Source organism: Amycolatopsis sp. 195334CR (genome assembly GCF_017309385.1).
Taxonomy (GTDB): Bacteria; Actinomycetota; Actinomycetes; order Mycobacteriales; family Pseudonocardiaceae; genus Amycolatopsis.
Genome location: NZ_JAFJMJ010000002.1, coordinates 2,139,294 through 2,160,383, shown reverse-complemented (window position 1 = coordinate 2,160,383; position 21,090 = coordinate 2,139,294). Strand labels below are relative to the sequence as shown.

At 70.6% G+C, this 21,090-nt stretch carries 13 protein-coding genes; 3 read left to right on the top strand and 10 right to left on the bottom strand.

The annotated features are described in order from the left end of the window. The first annotated feature begins 5 nt into the window (after window positions 1-5). Both JYK18_RS33175 and JYK18_RS33170 read left to right on the top strand, forming a co-directional pair. Entirely contained in the window at window positions 6-1,358 is a 1,353-nt protein-coding gene (locus tag JYK18_RS33175) for an NAD(P)/FAD-dependent oxidoreductase (protein WP_307796166.1), read from the top strand. A 32-nt stretch (window positions 1,359-1,390) separates the two neighbouring features. Next, window positions 1,391-1,597, top strand: coding sequence for an MbtH family NRPS accessory protein (locus tag JYK18_RS33170; protein ID WP_206807348.1), 207 nt, complete (start codon window positions 1,391-1,393; stop codon window positions 1,595-1,597). A 132-nt stretch (window positions 1,598-1,729) separates the two neighbouring features. Here JYK18_RS33170 and JYK18_RS33165 read toward each other — a convergent pair whose 3' ends face one another. The 5 genes from JYK18_RS33165 to JYK18_RS33145 are packed head-to-tail and all read right to left on the bottom strand — an operon-like array spanning window position 1,730 to window position 11,993. Further along, window positions 1,730-2,974, bottom strand: coding sequence for an MFS transporter (locus tag JYK18_RS33165; protein WP_206807347.1), 1,245 nt, complete (start codon window positions 2,972-2,974; stop codon window positions 1,730-1,732). A gap of 28 nt (window positions 2,975-3,002) precedes the next feature. Continuing rightward, on the bottom strand, window positions 3,003-9,281 hold the full coding sequence (locus JYK18_RS33160) for a non-ribosomal peptide synthetase (protein WP_206807346.1): 6,279 nt from the start codon (window positions 9,279-9,281) through the stop codon (window positions 3,003-3,005). 32 nt (window positions 9,282-9,313) lie between these two features. Then, on the bottom strand, window positions 9,314-10,075 hold the full coding sequence (locus JYK18_RS33155) for a thioesterase II family protein (RefSeq protein ID WP_206807345.1): 762 nt from the start codon (window positions 10,073-10,075) through the stop codon (window positions 9,314-9,316). Beyond that, entirely contained in the window at window positions 10,072-11,040 is a 969-nt protein-coding gene (locus tag JYK18_RS33150; protein WP_206807344.1) for a TauD/TfdA family dioxygenase, read from the bottom strand. Before JYK18_RS33150 ends, JYK18_RS33155 begins: the two co-directional genes overlap by 4 nt. 14 nt (window positions 11,041-11,054) lie before the next feature. Further along, window positions 11,055-11,993 carry a TauD/TfdA family dioxygenase gene (locus tag JYK18_RS33145; protein WP_206807343.1) on the bottom strand — a complete coding sequence of 313 codons (939 nt, stop codon included), beginning with the start codon at window positions 11,991-11,993 and terminating at the stop codon, window positions 11,055-11,057. Window positions 11,994-12,631: 638 nt separating this feature from the next. Here JYK18_RS33145 and JYK18_RS33140 point away from each other — a divergent pair. After that, window positions 12,632-14,419, top strand: a complete 1,788-nt coding sequence (locus JYK18_RS33140) for an AfsR/SARP family transcriptional regulator (protein ID WP_206807342.1) — start codon at window positions 12,632-12,634, stop codon at window positions 14,417-14,419. Window positions 14,420-14,538: 119 nt separating this feature from the next. Here JYK18_RS33140 and JYK18_RS33135 read toward each other — a convergent pair whose 3' ends face one another. The 5 genes from JYK18_RS33135 to JYK18_RS33115 form a co-directional block, all read right to left on the bottom strand. Continuing rightward, window positions 14,539-15,051 (bottom strand): flavin reductase family protein, encoded by a 513-nt coding sequence (locus JYK18_RS33135; protein ID WP_307796165.1) that lies wholly within the window; start codon window positions 15,049-15,051, stop codon window positions 14,539-14,541. After that, window positions 15,048-16,286, bottom strand: coding sequence for a cation:proton antiporter (locus JYK18_RS33130; protein WP_206807341.1), 1,239 nt, complete (start codon window positions 16,284-16,286; stop codon window positions 15,048-15,050). Before JYK18_RS33130 ends, JYK18_RS33135 begins: the two co-directional genes overlap by 4 nt. Beyond that, complete coding sequence (locus tag JYK18_RS33125; RefSeq protein WP_206807340.1) at window positions 16,283-17,848, bottom strand: tryptophan halogenase family protein; 1,566 nt, start codon at window positions 17,846-17,848, stop codon at window positions 16,283-16,285. Before JYK18_RS33125 ends, JYK18_RS33130 begins: the two co-directional genes overlap by 4 nt. Window positions 17,849-17,960: 112 nt before the next feature. Then, on the bottom strand, window positions 17,961-19,685 hold the full coding sequence (gene tsrT / locus JYK18_RS33120) for a tryptophan 2-C-methyltransferase (protein WP_206807339.1): 1,725 nt from the start codon (window positions 19,683-19,685) through the stop codon (window positions 17,961-17,963). A 14-nt stretch (window positions 19,686-19,699) separates the two neighbouring features. After that, on the bottom strand, window positions 19,700-20,965 hold the full coding sequence (locus tag JYK18_RS33115) for a hypothetical protein (RefSeq protein WP_206807338.1): 1,266 nt from the start codon (window positions 20,963-20,965) through the stop codon (window positions 19,700-19,702). Window positions 20,966-21,090: the final 125 nt, after the last annotated feature.

Sequence of the window (21,090 nt, the reverse complement as noted above, 5' to 3'; positions counted from 1 at the left end):
CTCCTGTGCCTTCCCAGACAGCTGATTTCGACGTCGCCATCATCGGCGGCGGACCCGGCGGTTCGACCATGGCCTCCTACCTGGCCAGGGCGGGCCTGTCGGTGGTGGTCTTCGAGAGCGAGACCTTCCCGCGCCCCCACGTCGGTGAGTCCCTGGTCCCGGCGACCACCCCGGTGCTGGTCGAGATCGGCGCGCTCGACAAGATCGACGAGGCCAAGTTCCCGCGCAAGTACGGGGCTTCCTGGACCTCCGCCGAGTCGAGGTCCATCCCGACGATGGGCTACGAGGGGCTCAGCCACGACTGGTCGGCCGAAGTCCAGTTCGTCGAGCGCAACCAGGCCGGCGTCGACCGCGACTACACCTTCCACGTCGACCGCGGCCGGTTCGACGCCATCCTCCTGCGGCACGCGCAGGAGCAGGGCGCGACCGTGTTCAACGGCGCGCGCGTGCTCGACGTCGACTTCGACGACCCGGACGTGGTCCGGCTGAGCGTCCGGTTCGGCCCGCGCACCACCGACTACACCGTGCGCATGGTGGTCGACGCCTCCGGGCGGCAGACCCTGCTGGGCCGCAAGCTCAAGGTGAAGGTCGCCGACCCGGTGTTCGACCAGTACGCGCTGCACACCTGGTTCGAGGGCCTCGACCGCGAGGCGCTCAGCCCGAACGTGGCCACCGCGGACCACATCTTCGTGCACTTCCTGCCGATCAAGGACACCTGGGTCTGGCAGATCCCGATCACCGACACCATCACCAGCATCGGCGTGGTGACGCAGAAGAAGCGGTTCGCCGAGGCGGCCACCGACCGCGAGCAGTTCTTCTGGGACTTCGTCTCCAGCCGTCCCGAGCTGGCCGAGGCGCTGAAGAAGGCCGAGCAGATCCGGCCGTTCAAGGCCGAGGGCGACTACAGCTACGCGATGGAGCAGATCTGCGGCGACCGGTTCGTGATGATCGGCGACGCGGCGCGGTTCGTCGACCCGATCTTCTCCAGCGGGGTGAGCGTCGCGCTCAACAGCGCGCGGATCGCCAGCCAGGACATCATCGCCGCGCACGCGGCCGGTGACTTCGACAAGAAGCGGTTCGACGCCTACGAGACCAAACTGCGCCGCGCGGTGAAGTACTGGTACGAGTTCATCTCCATCTACTACCGGCTCAACGTGCTGTTCACCGCGTTCGTCCAGGACCCGCGGTACCGCATCGACGTGCTGAAGATGCTGCAGGGCGACGTGTACGACGGGACCGAGCCCAAGGCGCTGGCCGCCATGCGCGAGGTGGTGGCCGCGGTGGAGAACGACCCCGACCACCTGTGGCACCCGTACCTCGGCTCCCTGCGCGCGCCGACGTCGGCCCCGAGCTTCTGAACTCCTTGTACCTGGTGAGAAAGGGAAAACCGATGGCAGAGAACGAACTCGTCTACCGCGTGGTCCGCAACGACGAGGAGCAGTACTCGATCTGGCTGGCCGGCCGCGAGACCCCGGCGGGCTGGCACCACGAAGGCACCGAGGGCACCCGGGAGGAATGCCTGGCCCACATCGAAAAGGTGTGGACCGACATGCGGCCGCTGAGCCTGCGCAACCGCATGGCCGAACTCGACGCGTAACGCCGGTGTGGATGTGGCTTCCCTCGCGCCTGGGTGCGAGGGAAGCCACCTTCTTCTTGGCGTCGAAGTGTGCGGACACGAATGTGGCCTCCGGGGCGGAATCCGCTCCGGAGGCCACATTCGTGTTCTTGGTCAGTGCTCCCAGTCGGGGCCCTTGCGGATCGACGGGGAGAACACCGCGGCCACCGTCACCACGACCAGCACGCCCCCGACCGCCAGCAGCGTCGTCTGGGTACCGAGGTAGCCGAGCAGCATGCCGGCCGCCAGCGCACCCGCCGAGTTCGCGCCCCCGGCGGTCAGCAGCATCACGCTCATCGCGCGCCCGTGGACCTCGTCCGGTACCGCGCCGGCCATGTACGCCCCGGCCCCCACGTTCATCATCGCGCCGGTGAACGACATCACCGCGAACGGCGCCACCAGCAGCGGCACCGAGGTGGTGAACGCCATCATCGGCACCAGCACGCACCGCGCGCCGAGATCGAGCCAGATCAGGCTGCCCAGCGAAACCCGCCGCAGCACCCAGGACGCGGTCAGCGCCCCGCACACCCCGCCGAGCCCGCCGAGCAGGCCGACCAGCCCGGCCAGCGCCGCCGACACGCCGGTTTCCTTGAACACCACCAGCGGCGCCATGGTGACGATCTGCGCGAGGAAGTTGGTCACCGCCACCACCACCGTGGCGGCCCGCAGGAACCGCTGTCCCCACAACCACTTGAAGCCCGCGCTGAGGTCCGCGCGCAGATCCCGCTTCCGCTTCACCCGTTCCGTCTGCAGTGGACGCTTGACCCGGGTGAGGTTGCCCAGCGAGACCAGGTGGCCGACCGCCGCGGCGAGGAACGGCGACCACCACACCAGCGCGTACAGCGAACTCCCGGCGGGCTGGCCGATCAGGCTGGCCGCCCGTCCCCTCGCCTCGTTCTGCGACATCGCCGCGGTGAGGTGTTCCGGCGCGACCACGTTCCGCACCGCCGTGCGTTCCGCGAGCCGGTAGAACACCATGCACGTGCCGTCGGCGAAGCACACCAGCAGCAGGTGCGGCAGCCACACCACACCGAACGCCAGCGCCACCGCCACGCTCAGCATGCCCACCGCGGCCACCGCGTTGCACAGCATCAGCAGCCGCCGCCGGTCCCAGCGGTCCACCAGCACGCCGGCGGGCAGCTGGAACAACAGCAGCGGCAGCAGTCCGGCGAACGAGACCAGCCCGGCCCCCACCGGTGAATCGGTGTGCCAGATCACCAGCAGCGGGAAGGCGATCACGCTCATCCGCGCGCCGAGCTCGGCCCCACCGGCACCGGTCCACAGCAACAGGAAATCGGTGTTGCGGCGCAGCGGCGGCGGGTCGCTGCGGGTCCCCGCCGCCGCGGGCCCGGCACTCATGCCGGGCCCCGGCCTGCCGCGCGCGCCATCAGCTGCCGGAACGCGCGGCCAGCAAACCCGCCAGCCCGGCCACCGTCGGGTGGGCGAACAACTCCCGCACGGTGACGCCCAGGCCGGCGTTGTCCAGCGCGCCGGTCAGCGCCACCGCGCTGATCGAGTCGCCGCCGAGTTCGGCGAAGGTGTCCTCCGCGCCGACCCGGCGCCCGAGCACCTCGCCCCAGACCGCGGCGAGCTGTTCCTGGAGCGGGCCCACCGGCGCCACATAGCTGTCCTCGGCCCCGCCGCCGTCCGGCAGTGGGAGCGCCGCCGTGTCGAGCTTTCCGTTGGCGGTCAACGGCATTCGCTCCAGCGGCACCACCGCGTAGGGCTGCATGTAGTCGGGCAGGCGATCGGCCAGCCACGAGCGGACCTCCTCCAGCCCGAGCGGTTCACCGTCGGTGACGAGGTAGGCCACCAGTTTGCGGTCCCCGCGCGCGGTCGGCTGCAACAGCACCCTGGCCTCGGAAATCCGCGGGTGGTCGCCGAGCACGGCTTCGATCTCACCGAGTTCCACTCGGTACCCACGGATCTTCACCTGCCCGTCGCGGCGCCCGACCAGGTCGACCGAACCGTCCGCGAGCACCCGGCCGAGGTCGCCGGTGCGGTACAGGCGTGACCCCGGCGGGCCGTACGGGTCGGGCACGAACCGTTCCGCGGTCATCGCCGGGCGGTTCACGTAACCCATCGCCACCGCGTCGCCGGCCACGCACACCTCGCCGACCACCCCGGCCGGTACCAGTTCGAGCCGGTTGTCCAGCACGTACATCGCGGAGTTCGGCACCGGCTTGCCGATCGGCACCACCGGCCGCGAGCCGTCGCCGTACACCTGCACCGAGTTGCCGACGGTGGTCTCGGTGAGCCCGTACTCGTTGATCACCCGGCTGCCGGGCATCGACGCCCACCGCTGGGCGACCGCGCCCCGCAACGCCTCGCCGCCGACCACCATGGTGGCGGCCACCGGCTGGTCGATCAGCTGCGCGAGCACCTCCAGGTGACCGGGGGTCAGTTTGACGAAGCTGTACGGCCCGCCCGCGAGCAGCGCGGCGCCGAGGTGGGTCAGGTCGAGGTCGTCGGGCAGCACGTGCACCGCCTGGCCGACCAGCAACGGCACGAACAACGCGGTCACCGGGAGGTCGGAGGCGATGGTGGACAGCAGCGGCGCCCCGCCGTCCCCGCCCGCCGGGTAGTCGGCCGCCGCCCAGCCCAGGTAGTTGGCCAGGTTGCGGTGGCTGACCCGCACGCCCTTCGGCCGTCCGGTGGAACCGGAGGTGTAGATGACGTAGGCGAGCCCGTCCCCGGTGCCCGGGTCGTCGAGCCGCGCTTCGCCCACCGCGTCGGTGAACACCGTCGGACCGGTGAACGCGGCCGGGACCCGGCTGGTCAGCCCGGGCGCGGTCAGCACGCACTGGGCACCGGAATCGGCCAGCACGTAGGCCAGCCGGTCCTCCGGGGCGGCCGGGTCGAGCGGCACGTACGCCCCGCCCGCCTTCCAGGTGGCCAGCAGCGTGGGCAACAGGTTCAGGTCCCGCCGCCCGATCACCCCGGCCACCGAGCCCGGGGTGAACCCCCGTGCCCGCAGGTGGTGCGCCAGCCGGGCGGCCCGCTCGTCGAGTTCGGCGTAGGTGAGCACCTCGTCACCGCAGCGCACCGCGACGGCGTCCGGCGTGCGTGCCACCTGCTCGCCGAACGCGGCCAGCACGTGGGAAACCGCGTTCGCCCGCCCGGCGGGCCGCGCCGGTTCCCTGGCGGAGTCGAGCAGCCAGGCGCGGTGCCCCTCCGGCAGCAGCGTCGCGGTGGCGTCCCCGTCGAGGTCGTTCGCGATGCCCTCCAGCACCAGCCGGAAGGTCTGGGCGATCAGCTCGGCCTGCGCCGGCCCGAGCTTGCGGTAGTCGGCGGTCACCAGCACCAGGTCCACCCGGGTGGACACGGTCAGGCCGAAGTCGGTCGGGCTGTCGTCCAGCCCCTTCCGCTCGGCCACCAGATCGGTGTCCACCTGGTTGAAGTCGTGGTAGTTGAACATCACGTCGATCAGCCGCTGCCGCTTGTCGGCCATCCGCACGATCTCCGGGTACGGGAAGTGCCGGTGCGGCCACAGCCCGACCTCGCGCTCGAAGGTGGCGCGCAGCAGGTCCCGCCAGGTCCCGGCCGGGCGCCGCGCGCCGAACGGCAGGGTGTTCAGGTACATGCCGTACACCGTGTCCGCGCCGAGCCGTTCCGGGCGGGCGTCGGTGATCAGTCCGAAGTGGAACGACTCCTCGTCGGTCAGCTGGGCCAGCACCTTGGTGAACGCGGCCACCATCACGCACTTCATCGACACCCCGGCGGCGGCCGCCGCCTCGCGCAGCCGCGGCTTGAGATCGCGCCAGTCCGCCATCGCCTGGTGCTTGGCGCCGGGTGCCGCGCGGTCGCCCCATTCGTCGGGCAGCGCGAACGGCGTGTGCCCGGTGATCAGGTCGCGCCAGTAACCGGAGTGCTCCGGCGATTCGATGGCGGCCAGCTCCTCGGCGATGAAGTCGGCGAAGCGGACCTCCGGCCGGTGGTACGGCACGGGTTCCTCACCCCTGCGCAGCGAGCCGTAGCAGGTGAGCAGCTCCATCACCATCGAGTGGTACCCCCAGCCCTCCTGCACCGGGTGGCATTCGGTGATGGAGAGCCAGTACCCGTTCTCGTCGGTGGGGAAGGCGAAGAACCGCATCAGGCCGGGCACGGTCATGTCGAACAGGTTGGCCCGCTCGTGCGCCACGTGCTCCTTGAGCACCTGGTCGACCTCGTCGGGGGCCATCCCCCGCAGGTCGCGCATGCCGACCGCCATCTGCGCGTCGTCGTGCACCAGCTGCATCGGCACCGAGTACCCGGACAGGTGCAGCGAGGTCCGCAGCACCTCGTGCCGCTGGCTGAGCAGCCGGGCCGACTGCGTCATCGCGGCCAGCGAGAACGGCGCCGGGTCCTTGATGAAGAAGGTGGTGGTGCAGTGGTACGGGTTCTGCTCGTCGGCGAGCATCTCGAAGATCATGCCGGTCTGGTTGCGGGACAACGGGTACGCGTCCTCGACGCGGTCCGGCACCAGCGCCCGGTCCGCTTCGCTGATCAGCGAGAACGGCGCGACCGAACCCGATTCGGAGACCTGCTCGCGGCCTTCGATCAGCTTGGCGAGCTTGGCGACCGTGCCGTAGCTGAACACGTCCGCCACGGACAGGTCGTACCCGGCGTGCCGCAGGGCGCCGACCAGCGCCACCGCCCGGATCGAGTCGCCGCCGACGTCGAAGAAGCCGTCGTGCACGCCGACGCGTTCGACCCGCAGCGCCTCCGCCCACACCTCGGCGATCCGCTCCTCCACGGGCGTCCGCGGCGGCACGAAGTCCACCTCGGGCGCGGCCCATTCCGGCAGCGCGGACACGTCGAGCTTTCCGTTGGCGGTCAACGGGATCCGGTCCAGCGGCACGAGCTTCGGCACCATGTACTCGGGCAGCGTGCCGGCCAGCCAGGTGCCCAGCCGCTCGGTGTCGGCGGCGCCGACCACGTAGGCGACGAGATCACGCTGGTCGCCTTCGCCGCGCAGCACCACGCGGCACTCCTCGACCTCGGCGTGCCCGGTGAGCACCCCTTCGATCTCGCCGAGTTCCACCCGGTACCCGCGCACCTTGACCTGACCGTCCGCGCGGCCGACGAACTCGAGGTTGCCGTCGGCCATCACGCGCCCGAGGTCGCCGGTGCGGTACAACCGCGAACCGGGCGCCCCGAACGGGTCCGGCACGAACTTGTCCGCGGTCTGCCCCGGCTGGTCCAGGTAACCGAGCGCGACGCCGGACCCGCCGACGCAGACCTCGCCGATCACGCCGACCGCCGCCGGGCGCAGCGCTTCGTCGAGCACGTACATGCTGGTGTGCGGGATCGGGCTGCCGATCGGCACCACCTCGCGCCGCGAGTCCTCGCCCGGCAGGTAGGTCGAGTTGCCGACGGTGATCTCGGTCGGCCCGTACTCGTTGACCAGCCGTCCGTCGCCCAGCCAGGAGTTCCACTGCTTCGCCACGTGGTCGAGCAGCACGTCGCCACCGGTCACCACGGAACCGGCCAGCCCGTTGATCTCGGCGGGCGTCAGCTGGTGCGACAGCAGTTCGAGGTGGCCGGGGGTGAGCTTGACGAAGGCGAACGGCTTGGCCGCGGCGAGCCGCGCGCCGAGGTCCGCCAGGTCGAGGTCCTGCGGGAACATGTGCACCGGCTGACCGGCCAGCAGCGGCGCGAACAACGTCGGCACCACCACGTCACCGGCGACCGTGGAGAACAGCGGCGCGCCACCGGTGCGGTCGCCGATGTAGCTGTCGACCACCCAGTCCAGGTGGTTGATCAGGCCGCGGTGGGTCACCGCGACGCCCTTGGGGCGGCCGGTCGAGCCCGAGGTGTAGACGACGTACGCCAGCGCGTCGAGGTCGAACACGCCGGGCCATTCGCCCTCTACCGAATCGCTGTGGTCCGGCACCAGCACCCGTCCGCCGAAGACTTCGCTGACGTCTTCACCGGTGATCAGCACTTTGGCCGAGCTGTCGGTGAGCAGCTGACCCCAGCGCAGCGGCGGCAGTTCCGGGCCGATCGCCAGGTACGCCGCGCCCACGCGCCAGGTAGCCAGCATGGAAGCCAAAAGGTCGACGCCGCGGTCGAGCAGGATGCCGACGATCTCGCCCCGGCTCGTGCCCGCTTCCCGCAGCTGCGCGGCGATCCCGTTGACGCGTGCGTTCAACCCGGCGAACGTCGTCTCACCGTCGTCGGTGCGCACCGCGACGGCGTCGGGGGTGCGGGCGACCTGCTGATCGAAGCGCCGCAACACGTCTTCGGTGGCGGGCATCGGTTCCGCGGCCTTGGTGAGCGAAGCCAGTTCCGCGTCGTCGAGCATCTCGATCGCGGACACCAGCTGGTCGGGGTCGGCCACCGCGGCGGTGAGCAGGCGCGTCAGGTGCGCGGCCATGCGTTCGATCGTGGCGGCCTCGAACAGTTCGGTGGCGTAGATCAGCCTCGCGCTCAGCCCGCCCTCGGCGGTCTGGCCCACCTGGAGTTCCAGATCGCACCGCGCGACGCCACCGCCGACGGGGATCGGCTCGACCTTCAGCCCGGCGATCAGTTCCGGGCCGTGACCACCGGCTTCGTGCCAGGAGAACACCGCCTGGTACACCGGGGTCCGCGACGGGTCGCGGCGCGGTTGCACCTTGTCCACCACCCTGGCGAACGGCACGGCGCTGTGGTCGAAGGCGTCCAGCACGGTCTCGCGGACCCCGCCGACCAGCTCGCGGAAACTCTCCCGCCCGGCCCACCGGGTGCGGATGACCACCGTGTTGATGCCGTTGCCGACCAGGTGCTGGAGTTCCGGCCGGGTCCGCCCGGAGACGATGGTGCCGACCGGGACGTCGGTGCTGCCGGTGTAGCGCGCGAGCAGCGACTGGAACGCGGTCAGCAGCACCACGAACGGCGTGGTGCCCGCGGCACGGGCCAGCGCCACCACCTCGGCGCCGACCTCGGGCGGCAGCTCGAAGTCCACCTCGGCCCCGGCGTACCCGCGCACCGGCGGGCGCGGCAGGTCGGTGGGCAGGTCCAGCTGCGGGACCCCGGCCAGCACCTCCTCCCAGTAGGCGAGCTGCTTGTCGCCGGTGTCGGAGGTCAGCCTCGCGCGTTGCCACGCGGCGAAGTCCGCGTACTGGACGGTCAGTTCCGGCAGCTTCGCCGCCTCGCCGTCGGCGTAGAGGGTCCACAGGTCGGACAGCGCCAGCCGCGACGACCACGCGTCGCACGCGATGTGGTGGAAGACCACGATCAGCACGTGCTCGGTGTCGCTGACCTCCGCCAGCGTCGCGCGCGCCGGCCACTGCCGCCCGAGGTCGAACGGCAGCGCGGACTGCGCCTCGATCAGTTCGGTGACGCGCTGCTGCGCCGAGGCACCGGCGACCGACACCATCGACAGCTGCCCGGACCGCGGCTCGTCGATGAGCTGACGCGGTTCCCCGTCGTCGAGCACGTGCCGCGTGCGCAGGATCTCGTGCCGCTCGACGAGCCCGTCCCACGCCCGCGAGAGCGCTTTCCGGTCGAGCTCACCGGTCAGCCGGATGGCGAACGGGACCAGGTACTCGGCGCTGTCGGGGACCAGCTGGTCGAGGAACCACATCTGTTCCTGGCCGAACGACATGGGCAGCGGCCCGCCGCGCTCGACCCTGGCGATCCCGCCGGCGCCACCGGACCCGCGACGCCGCCGCAGCCAGGTTTCCACATTGGCAGTCTGGGACATTCGGCTCTCCATTTCGCTCCCGAACTGGCGGGTCAACGGGCCCCCAGCGCGTCGACCAGGACGGTGAACAGCTCCCCGCCGGGAGCGTTGACGTAGAAGTGATCGCCGGGCACCACGTGCTCGTCCAGCGCGCCGATCGTGTGCGCGGCCCAGCCACGCAGGTCGGCGGGGCCGCAGCCGTGGTCCTGCTCGGCGGCGATGACGGTGATCGGGCAGGTCAGCGGCGCGCCCTCGACGTAGGTGTAGCTGTCGGCCATCCGCAGGTCACCGCGCAACGCGGGGACCGCCAGCCGCCAGAGCTCTTCGCTCGCCAGTACCTCGGCCGACCGGCCGCCCGCCCGGCCGAGGTACCGGCGGAGTTCCTCGTCGCTGCGGAAGCGGTCACCCCGCGGCAGGCACCGCGACGGCGGCAGCCGCGCGGAGACGATCAGCCGCGAGATCGGCGTCGGGAAGCGCGGGTGCAGCTTCCTGGCCACCTCGAAGGCGATGGTGGCGCCCAGGCTGTGCCCGAAGAACGCCACCTGCCGGTCGAACAACGGCTCGAGGTCGGCCGCCACCAGCGAAGCCGTCGTTCCGACGTCGCCGATCGGCTCCTCGTCCGCGCGGTCCTGCCTGCCCGCGTACTGCACGGCCACCAGTTCCACCGACTCCGGCAGGCGCTCGGCCCAGCCGTGGAAGGTGCTGGCGGCGCCGCCCGCCTGCGGGAAGCAGATCAGCCGGGTGGTCGCCGCCGGTCTCGGGCGGAAGATCCGGCACCACCCCGATCTCCGCGGGGCGGACAGCCCGGAAGTCATGCGTCGGCTGCCTTCAGGTAGTCCGAGACGTGGGCCTCGCACATCGCCACCGCGATCCGGCGCGGGCCCTCGTAGGTCTCGCGACTGTGCGCGGTCAGCATGTTCTCCACCACCAGCACGTCGCCGTGGCGCCAGTCGAACCGGCGGGTTTCGGCCCGGTAGCAGGCCCGCAGGTGGTCCATCACGTCGTCGGGGATGCGGCCGCCGTCGCCGTAGTAGGTGTTGATCGGCAGGCCCTCCTCGCCGAACATGGCGAGCAGGCCCTCCTGCACCTCCGCTTCGAGCGTGGTCAGGTGGAAGAAGGTGATGTGGTTGAACCAGACCCGCTCACCGGTCTCCGGGTGGGCGTAGGACGGCCGCCGCACCGCCGTGGTGCGCAGTTGGTCAGGGCCGAGCCATTCGGTGCCGATGCCGCGGCCGGCGCAGTACCGGTCCACCTCGGCGGGGTCCTGCGTGCCGTACACCTGCGGCCAGGCGATGCCGACGCCCTGGCGGTAGTTGCGGGTGAGCATCCAGCCCCGGCGCTCGAACTCCTCCCGCACCTCGGGATCGATGGCCTGGTACACCCGGCGGATGTCGGCCAGCGGGGTGGCCCCGCGCGCTGTCGGCTCGTTGTCGCAGTAGAAGTACAGCAGGCGCGGCCAGGCCGCCTGGTACGAGCTCTCGTTGTGCAGGAAGATCTCTTCGTCGGCCGGGTAGTCGGTCGAGGTGTAGACGTTGCCCTTGATCGCGTGGCGCGGCGAGGACCGTTCGTTGTAGGTCATCGGCTCACCGGACATCTCGCGCACCACCGACTCGAACGCCGCCACGTCGGGCACGTCGAAGCCGCGGAAGAGCAGCGCGCCGTGGGTGAGCAGCGCCTGGCGGAGCCGCGCCCGGTCGCGGTCGATCACCGGCTCCAGGCGGTCCCGCTCCCCGGTCACCACGTAGGGCAGAGTTCGTTCCGCCGCAACAGTTTCCAGCATTTCGCAGCCCCTTCTCATCCCGCCATCGCGACCAGGACGCGGCGGGGGCCGGTGAACGGCCGCCTGCCGTGCCCGACCAGCACGTTGTCGATCAGCATCAGATCCCCCGGCGCCCAGTCCACGTCCACCGCTTCGGCCAGCCCGCGGTCCCGCACCTGCGTGACGTACTCGGCGGGCACCGGGGAGCCGTCGGCGAACAGCACCGACTGCGGCAGGTCGCCCTCCGGCATGATCGCGGCCAGCGCGGCCGCGGTCTCGTCGCCGAGGCTCGCCGCGTGCCACTGGTCGGCCTGGTTGAACCACACCTCGGTCCCGGTGCGCTCGTCGAGCTTCGTCGACGGGCCCGGCTGCTCGATCCGCAGCCCGCCGTCGGACCGCCACTCCCACTCCGCGCCGGTGTCGGCGAGGAAGCCCTCCACCTCGCTGCGGCTGTCGGACTCGAAGGTGTCCTGCCAGCTCTTCCCGAAACCCAGGCCGCTGTGCAGGTTCTGCCGGTAGCGCACCCCGCCGGCGAACGCCTCGCGCACCTCGTCGTCGAGCGCGGCCAGCCACCGCGCGCCGTCCACCACCGGCGTCGCTCCCCCGCTCTCCGGTGCCTGCTCGCAGAAGAACAGCAACCGGCTCGGGTACCGCGGTGCGTAGGACAGCTCGTTGTGCATCGAGATGGTGTACTCGGGCGGGTACTCGGTCGAGGTGTAGATGTTGTCGCCGACCTTCGTGCGCGGCGAGTTGCCGTGGCGGTAGGCCCAGCGCTGGGGCAGCAGGAGGTCCACCATCGCGTCGAACTCGGCGCGCTCCACCCCGAAACCGCGCCAGACCAGCGCTTTGCGCTCGACGAGCAGGGCACCGAGATCAATGGATCCCAGGTGTCCCTTCAACCCGGCGGCGGTCGCCTCGGCGTCGACGTCGGCGGGACGGATCACTGTGGGCGCCCAGGGCGCTGCCGTTGCCATCGCCTCGAATCTCCTCACGGACAGGGGTTCGGCTCGAGGCGAACGATGCAAGACCGAGCCATACGGAACCAATATCGACTCCGCGCGCGCCGGGGCGCGTGGCAAAATGAACGCGCATTCATCACCGGCCCGCCGTCCCGGTGCGCGCCAATGACGATTGTCATGGGGTCACTGTGCGTCGATCGCGCTACCGCCGTGGCGCATCCAGGTGAATTGCGCTGACACCTCGTGAGGTAGCCGCCGGCATTACCCCCGGGCCCACCCCGCCGCACCGCCGATCCCGCTCACCGGCACCGCGTCACCCGTTCGCAGGCACCGGCCGGTAGCGCGCTCTACCACCCTATTCGCCACGCTGACCTGCAATTATTGGCGTAAGCACAGACAATTAACGTTCCGCTAATGGTAATGGTCCCGACCTTTTGTGCACTCGGTGCGGATCGCGCGGGCGGATAGCCGAAGCCGCCCCGATCCCTGGCGAAACCAGTCAGTGCATGACTTCGCGCGGCCACGGCGGGCAATGACGGACGCACCCCTAGGGGAAACTCCCTAGCCCATTGTGATGTTTTTTCCTCACTGCTAGCCTCCGAGTTACGCACTCGCGTAGTAACGACCAGCCACCGAATCAACTGGGGGATTCGATGCGGTTTCAGGTACTCGGACCGGTTAGTGCTTGGTCCGGAGGTACGCCAATCGAACTGCGCGGGCCCAAGGTACGCACGGTCCTCGCCTCCTTGCTGCTGGCCCACGGCCGCGTCGTCTCCGACGGCAGGCTGATGAACATCCTGTGGGACGACCAGCTCCCGAGCACCACCCAGGCACAGATCCAGACCTACGCCTCCCGGTTGCGCGGCCTGCTCGGCGACGCGGTGAAGATCGAGCGCCAGCCCCCCGGCTACCGGCTGCGGTTCACCGAGGGCAGGGACACCCAGGTCGACCTGGTGGAATTCGAGCACCTGTCCAGACAAGGCCAGGAAGCACTGGCGGACAGCAGACACGCCGAGGCCTCCACCCTGTTGCGGGCGGCACTGGCGAAGTGGAACGGCCAGGCACTGGCCGGCGTGACCCGCCACCTCGCGGCGGTGGAGCAGCCGCGTCTCGAAGAGGCGCGGCTGCTGACGTTGGAGAAGTGCATCGACGCCGAGCTCGCGCTGGGCAGGCACGAGTCGCTGATCGCCGAGCTGACCGCGCTGGTGGCCGCCGAGCCGCTGCGCGAACGGCCGTGCATGCAGCTGATGACCGGCCTGCACCGCTGCGGCCGCACCGCCGACGCGCTCGCGGTCTACCGGAGTTTTCGCAGCACGCTGGTGGATTCGCTCGGCCTGGACCCGTCCCGCGAGATGCAGGAGCTGCACCAGTCGATCCTGACCTCCGAGCTGGTCATGTCACCGGCCGCGCCGGTGACCGCGGGCGTCCGGCTGACCGGGCCGGGGCTGCGGCACGAACCGAGCGATTTCGTCGGCCGCGCCGACGAGGCCGCACTGGCGTTCTCCGTGCTCGCCGATTCGGCCGGGCAGGACAACCCGCCCACCGCGTGTGCGATCGGCGGCCCCAGCGGTGCCGGGAAAACCACGCTCGCCATGCGGGTGGCGCGCCAGCTCCGGCACCACTTCCCCGATCACCAGCTGCTGGTGGACCTCGGCGGGAAAACGCCGAACCCGCCCGACCCGATGACCGTGCTCGGCACCGCGCTGGGCCAGCTCGGGCTGTCCGAGTCCAAGCAGCCCAACACGCTCTACGCCCGGATCGACGCCTACCGCAGCATTCTCTCCGGCACCAGGACCCTGGTGGTGCTCGACGACGCGGCCGACGAACGCCAGGTGCGCGCGCTGCACCCGGGCGACTCCAGCTGCGGCATGCTGGTGACCAGCCGGTTCCCGCTGGCCACCCTGGAGGGCACGACCCGCATCTCGCTGAACGTGTTCTCCCCGCGGGAATCGGTCGAACTGCTGAAGAAGATCGCCGGCGAAGCCAGGGTCACCGCCGAGACAGAGGCGGCGCTGCAGATCGCCAAGCTGTGCGGCCAGCTCCCCGCGGCGGTGCGGATCAGCGGCGCCATCCTGGCCGCCCGGCGGCACTGGACGCTGGCGCAGCTGGCCGAACGGCTCGCCGATCCCCGGCGGAGACTGGCCGAACTGCGCATCGGTGATCTCGACGTGCGCGATTTCCTCAAGCCCGCCTACACGAAGCTGCCGGACCGGCTGATCCACGCGCTGTCCGCGCTGGCTTCCCGCGGTACGCGGTCCTTCACCTGCGCCACCGCGGCCGGGGTACTCGGCGAATCGGTGCACACCACCCTCGATCTGCTCGACGAGCTCGTCGCGGCGCACTTCCTCACGGTCAGCCCCGCGGTGCCGAGCCGATACCAGCTCCCCGAACTGGTGGCCGCACTCGCCGTGACCCACTCCCCCGTGCGCTGCGCCGGCTGATTTTCCTTGACCGGCAACCGGTTCCGTCACGCCTGAGTCTACTGTGGACATGGCGGGCCACGCAATACCCCGAGGTCGATCGAGACAGCGGCGGCGGCCGCCGGGGCGTTACCCGCGGATCACCGCGAGTCGCCCCAGCGGCCGTACCGGCGCAGGCCGTACAGCAGGGGGTGGCAGTCCTCGTCCCAGGTGACGTGCTCGACCTCGCCGAACACCACCACGTGGTCACCGATCCCCCGGGTGTCCGCCACCCGGCAGTCGGCGACGGCGTGGCTGTCCGCGAGCAGCCGGGGCCCGGCGGCACCCGCCTCCCAGTCGGTGCGGTCGAACCGGTCCGGCTGACCGGAGGCGAACGACTCCGCGGTCGACTGGGCCCGTTCGTGCAGCAGGTTGACGGTGAACAGGCCGCGGTCGGTCACCGCCGCCAGGGTGGGACTGCCCGAACGCAGGCACACCAGCAGGGTCGGCGGGTCCAGCGCGACACTGCAGACCGAGGAACAGGTCATGCCGCGGGGCTGCCCGGTGTGGTCGCAGGCCGCGACCACGGCCACGCCGGTCGGGAAACCCCGCATCATCGCGCGGAACCCGGTGGGCGTGGCCGCGAGGTCCCGGCCGAGGATCGACTCGGTCACGACGGCACCGCCTGTGCGAGCACGGCCCGGCGGTCCAGCAGCAGGAGCAGCGGACCGGTCATCGCGGTGGTCACCACCGCCATGATCACCAGCGCGACGAACATCGGCGCGGTGAGGATCCCGGTGCTGAAGCCGACCTTGAGCACGATCAGCTCGGTCAGGCCGCGGGTGTTCATCAGCACCCCGACCTTCATCGCGGTGTGGCCGGACTCGCCGGCCAGGCGGGTGCCGAGATAGCTGCCCCCGCCCTTGCCGAGCACCGCCAGCACCACCGAAACCACGATCAGCGCCCACGGCAGCGAGCCGAAGCTCGCGGCGAACACGGTCAGCCCGGTCACCACGAAGAACACCGGGATCAGCGCCCGGCCCACCTTGGTCACCGCGGCCACCACACCGGTCCACGCCCCGCTCGCCGGAACCGCCAGCCCGACCAGCACGGCACCGAAGATCGCGGTCAGGCCGAGGCGTTCCACGCCCAGCGCGACCACCAGCGCGATCACCGCGAGGCCGATCCCGGCGACCACCGGACGGCGTTCGGACAGCGCGCTCGCCAGGCGGGTGCGCAGCCCGGCCCGCACGGCGAACGCGACCAGCGCACCGCCGCCGAGCACCGCGAGCGCCTGCAGGAAACCGCTCAACCGCCCGGAAGCCAGGCCGACCGCGACCGAGAGCAGGAGCCAGCCGACGGTGTCGATGATGATGGCCGCCGTCATCGACAGCCGTCCCTCGGCCGAATCGGTGAGGCCGCGGTCGGCGAGGATCCTGGCCAGCACCGGCACCGCGGTGATCGACATGACGATCGCGCACATCAGCAGGAACGCCGCCACCGGCGCCTGCCCGCGCACCGCCGGGTCCTCCACGAAGATGATCCAGCAGGCCAGCAGCAGCCCCGAGGCCAGTGCCGGGACCAGCCCGCCGACCACCAGCCAGCCGGTGGTGCGGCGGGAAATCGCCCGCCCGCCGCCGCGCAGCTTGTGCGCGAGGCCGACCAGGAACAACACCAGGCCGACCTCGGCCACCAGCTTCAGCACCCCGACCACCTCGCCCGGCAGCACCAGGTCGAAGGTGGTCCGGCCGAGCAGGGCGATGACCAGCGGCCCGGCCAGCAGGCCGGCCGCGATCTCACCGATCACCTCGGGCTGCCGCAGCGAGCGGGCGGCGAACCGGCCAAGCCAGCCGATCGCCAGCACCACCAGCAGCGCGCCCGCGGCGTGCAGCAGTCCGAGGGCGGTCATGACCGCATCGCCGCGAAGTACTCGTACTGCGTGGGCAGCGTTTCGACCAGGTACTTGGCCTTGTCCCGGATCGAGGCGAACTCCTTCTGCGCGGCGGTGTCGTCGGCCAGCGCGAGCGCCGGCGACGGCCGGGCCTCGATCCCGCCGGTGCCCAGCAGGATGCACATGTAGGACACCGGTGGCAGGCCGTGGTAGTACGGGAAGATGTTCTCCGAGTCGGGGAGCTGGACCTTCCAGCGCTCGACGCGTTCGGCCAGCGCGTCCGGCATCTGCCGCGTCTTGGCGTCCTTCCAGTACTGGGTGTTGTCGCGCGCGGCACCCCGGTAGTGCAGGACGAGGAACTCGCGCACGCCGTCCATCACGTTGGCGACGGAGTCGTTGTAGCTGTCGCGCAGCTTCGGCTGCCAGTCGGCGCCGGGGAAGTGCCGCACGAGCTGCTCGATGGCGTGGTGGATGAAGAAGATCCCGGTGGACTCCAGCGGTTCCACGAACCCGCTGGCGAGCCCGATGGCCACGCAGTTGTTCTTCCACGACTGCGCGCTGCGCCCGATGCGCATGCGGATGTGGTTGGCCTCGACCTCGGCCGCCTCCGGACCGACGAACTCGCGCAGTCTGCGCTCGGCGTCCTCCGGGCTGAGGTAGTCGCTGGCGTAGACGTAGCCGGTGCCGATCCGGCCGAACAGCGGGATGGTCCAGATCCAGCCCGCGTCCTGGGCGGTGGCGGTGGTGCAGGGGCGGATCCCCCGCTTCTCCATGTCCAGCGGCACCTGGAGGGCGACCGCCCGGTCGTTCGGCAGGGTGTCCTGATAGGACACGAAGGGCACCTCGAGCGCCTGGTTCAGCAGCACGCCGCGGAAACCCGTGCAGTCGACGAAGAGATCGCCGTGGATGGCCCCGTGCTCCTTGGTCACGATGTGGTCGATCCAGCCGCGCTCGTCGAGCTTGACCTCCTGGACCTCGTCGATGACGTGCCGCACGCCGCGGTCGGTGGAGTACCCGGTGAGGTACTTCGCCAGCAGCGCCGCCTCGAAGTGGTAGGCGTAGGGGTACTGCGTCTTGCCCTGGTGCTCGGCCATCGTCAGCCCGGCTGGCTCGTCCGCACCCTCGTCGAACACGTCGCCCAGCAGCGAACCGTCGAGGTACCGGGGACTGCGGCCGGCGTCGCACAGCGAGGCCATCACGAAGCAGTCCTTGTCGAACCGGTCGGTCGGCCCGTTCTGCATCCACCACTCGGCCAGGGGGAACCCGTTGGCCGAGCGCACCTGCTCGAACGGGTGGTAGAAGTGGTGCCCCGGCCGGCGCCAGTCCTGGAAGCGCACCGCCAGCTTGTAGGTGGCGTTGCAGGCGGGCATCCAGTCGTCCTCCTTCAGGTCCAGGAACTCGAAGAAGTGCCGGATGTCGCTGAACGTCGCTTCGCCCACGCCGATCGTGCCGATCCGGCCGGACTCCACGAGCGTGACCGACAACCGGTCGCCGAACGCCGCTTTCAGGTACGAAGCCGTCATCCACCCGGCCGTACCGCCGCCTACGATAACGACGTGATCGGGATTCTTCACACTCATATCAGCACCTCATTCAGGGCAGTCCGGCGCATTCGGGATGTTGCGAATTCGAACCCGATACCATCAGTTCCGGCTATAGTTGATCTATTCGATTCCTCTGCGGCACCGTGGCTCAGACCGGTACGTCGGCGAGCAGCCCGTTGTCCTTGGCCACCGCCATGATCGTCTCGCGATCACGCCAGTGCGCCCAGAACGCGCCGGTGTAACCGAGGCCGACCAGGCTGGTGAGGAACGGGTTGTCGGCGTAGTTGTTGTCGTAGGTGCTGATGCCCGCCGCGGTCGGCAGCATCACCCGGTACAGTTCGGACTCCGGGATGTAGTCCCAGAGGAACTGCAGGGACCGGTACCAGCGGCCGGTCGGCGAGTTGACCGTTTCCTCGTCCTCCGGCAATTCCGGCGAGAAATAACAAACCAATCGGAAATCGCCGTTCTCGTCGAACATGAACTGCCGCTCGTACTCCACCGGGCCGGAGCACTTCTCCAGTGGTTTGAGCACGATCGGGCCGGTGGCCGTGTTCGACTGGAGCCCGGCCGCGGTGCGCACGCCGTCGCATTCCTCGGCCAGCTCGCGGCCGAGGTCGATGTAGGGGAACAACCGCAGGCCGAGGCTGAACCCGGTGACCGTGGCGTCGAGTGCCATGAACCGGTCGATGCAGTCGGCCATGCTCTCCAGCGTCTCGCCCGGCATGCCGAACAGCGCCTCGACCATGGTCATCATGCCGTTGGCGTGGCACAGCTCGACCAGCCGCTGGGTGTCGGCGAAGGTGTAGTACGCGCCGCCGCGATCGGTCACCTTCCACCGGCCGAGCAGGTCCGCGCGCACGTGGTCGGCGCCCACGTTCACCCCGGCGCAGCCCGCCGCGGCGAGCAGTTCGGCGAACTCCTGGTCGAACGGGGCGGGCTGGCAGTAGACCCACAACCGCAGCCGGTGCAGCGAGGTGCTGTGGTCGCGGTTCTTGCGGGCCACGATCTCGCGCAGCAGCCGTTTGCTGTTGTTGATGGCCAGGTTGAACTCGCTGTCGGTGGTGTGCAGGTCGTAGATGCCGTGGTCGGTCAGCATCTCCATCTCGTCGACCACCGAGGCGACGTCCCGGCGGGCGAACCGGGTGCCCTTCGCGTCGGGTTCGACGCAGTGCGTGCACCGGTAGACGCAGCCGTTCTTGGTGAGGATGCTGCCGAGCCCGCCACCGCGGTAGTAGGCGAGGTTGTCCACCCGGAACGGGACCTCGGCGTGCCGCCGGTAGCTGGAGGTGGTCTCGGCCTGCCACGCCCGGCTCTCGAACTGCCCGCCCAGCTGGATCGTGGCCCCGTTGTCCCGCCCGGCCAGCAGCTGGGCAGGCGGGTTCCGGACCACCCGGCCACCACCGTGGTTGACCATCAGCCCGGGGATGTCCCGCGGGTCGCGCCCGGCCCGCAGCGCGTCCGCCAGCTGGGTCAGGATGAGCTCGCCCGGTCCCTTGACGCCGTACTCGACGTCGAAGTAGTCGAGCAGCGCGAACGGCATGGTGGAGAAGCCGATCCCGCCGGTCACCAGCGGGGCCCCGGTCAGCTGCTTGATCTCGTCGATGATCTCCTTGTGCTCGTTGACGAACGGCCGCTGCTCGAAGGCGTAGACGGTGTCGGTGTTGCGCACGGTCACCCCGACCAGCAACGGGTCCCGGCCGGTGAAGTAGTCGCGCAGCACCAGCTGCCATTCGTCGCGGCCGAAGGTCAGATCCACCACCTCGACGGCGAATCCGGCGTTCTCCAGCGAGGTCGTCAGCACGTCGAGCGCGTACGGCGCGATCGGCGGGAAGACCTTGTTCGGGTTGACCAGGACCACCAGATCCTTGCTCATCGCACCTTCCTTGTTCACGCGGTGGGGATGTGGCAGACGACCTCGTGCGGCACCAGCGCGACGGCGAGCGCGCCCAGCCGCCGCCGGACCTGCTCCTCGGTGACGTCGCCGGTGGCGACCACGGTGACCCGTTCGGCCGGGCCGGAGCGGTCCACCGTCAGCGAGGCGTCGACCACCCCGCGGAGGCCGCGCACGGCGGCGACCACCTCGGCCGGGTCGACGCTCCGCCCGTCGAGCTCGACCAGGTCGCCCGCCTGGCCGTCGAGCACGAACCCGCCGCCGGGAACGGCGTGCGCGAGGTGGCCCTTGCTGACCGCACCGTCCGGGGTGCGGCGCAGGAAGCCGTCGGAGGCGGCGATCCGGGCGTCCGGTCCGGCCGTCCACAATGTACCGACGCCGTCCTCGCCGACGTCGCGGAGCCAGATTTGCTTGCCTGCCAGCGGTTTCCCGACGTGGCCGTCCTCAGCCACCTCACGGGTGACGGCGAGCAGCCCGGTCTCGGGTGAGCCGAGCACGTTCAGGAACGAACAGCCGGCGAACCGCGCCGCCACGCGCTCGGCGCGTTCGGGGGTGAGGCCGCCGCCGGACGGGAGGAAGCAGACGCCGGTGTAGTCCCGGTCTTCGGGGGCCGCCCTGGCGCCGAGCAGGGCGAGCGCGGTGGTGGTCAGGCAGACCACCGGCCTGCCGTCGAACGCCGTGCCCGCGGCCCGCCACTGGCGCGGCTGGAACAGCATCAGGTCCCGGCCGAGCACGATCGAGGGCAGCACGACCAGGTGGAAGGTCTCGGCGAAGTCCATCGGCGCGCAGGCCGCGAACAACTCGGCGTCGGCGAATTCGGGCAGCCCCTCGGCGTAGAGCCGGGCTGCTTCGTGCAGGCTGTCCGGCCGCCCGAAGAGCAGTTGGGGTTGTCCCGTCACGCTTTCGGTGGCCGTAGCGTAGGTGGCGCCGTCGATTTCGGCCGGTGGCGCGGCTTGCGGCCCGGCAGCCCACAGCGCGGTTCCGCCGATCGGTTCCCCGGTGCCCCACCGGGCCGGATCGCCGATCACCCAGGGTTGCGCGGGTTCGGCGAGCCCCGCCGCGAGCAGGGCCACCACCGAATCCGGCCCGCCGTCCGGCGCGACCACCAGCCCGTGCGGGTAGGCCCGCAGATCGGCCGCGATCTTCCACGCGCGGTCCACCAGTTCGGCCCACGAAACGCGGCCCTCGTCGGTGATCAGGCCCGTCCCCGATCGGCGCACCGTGTCCGCGATCCGGCTCAGCCAAGGTTCGTTGTCGCCCACGCCACCCACTCCTCGAGCCGGGCCCGACGCGGCGGGTCGCCGCGAGGCCACTGCCGACCATCTACTGGGTGCCATTGATCAGCAACGGTCTATAACGCCCCTATACTTCAGCGCGCCCGAGCCGA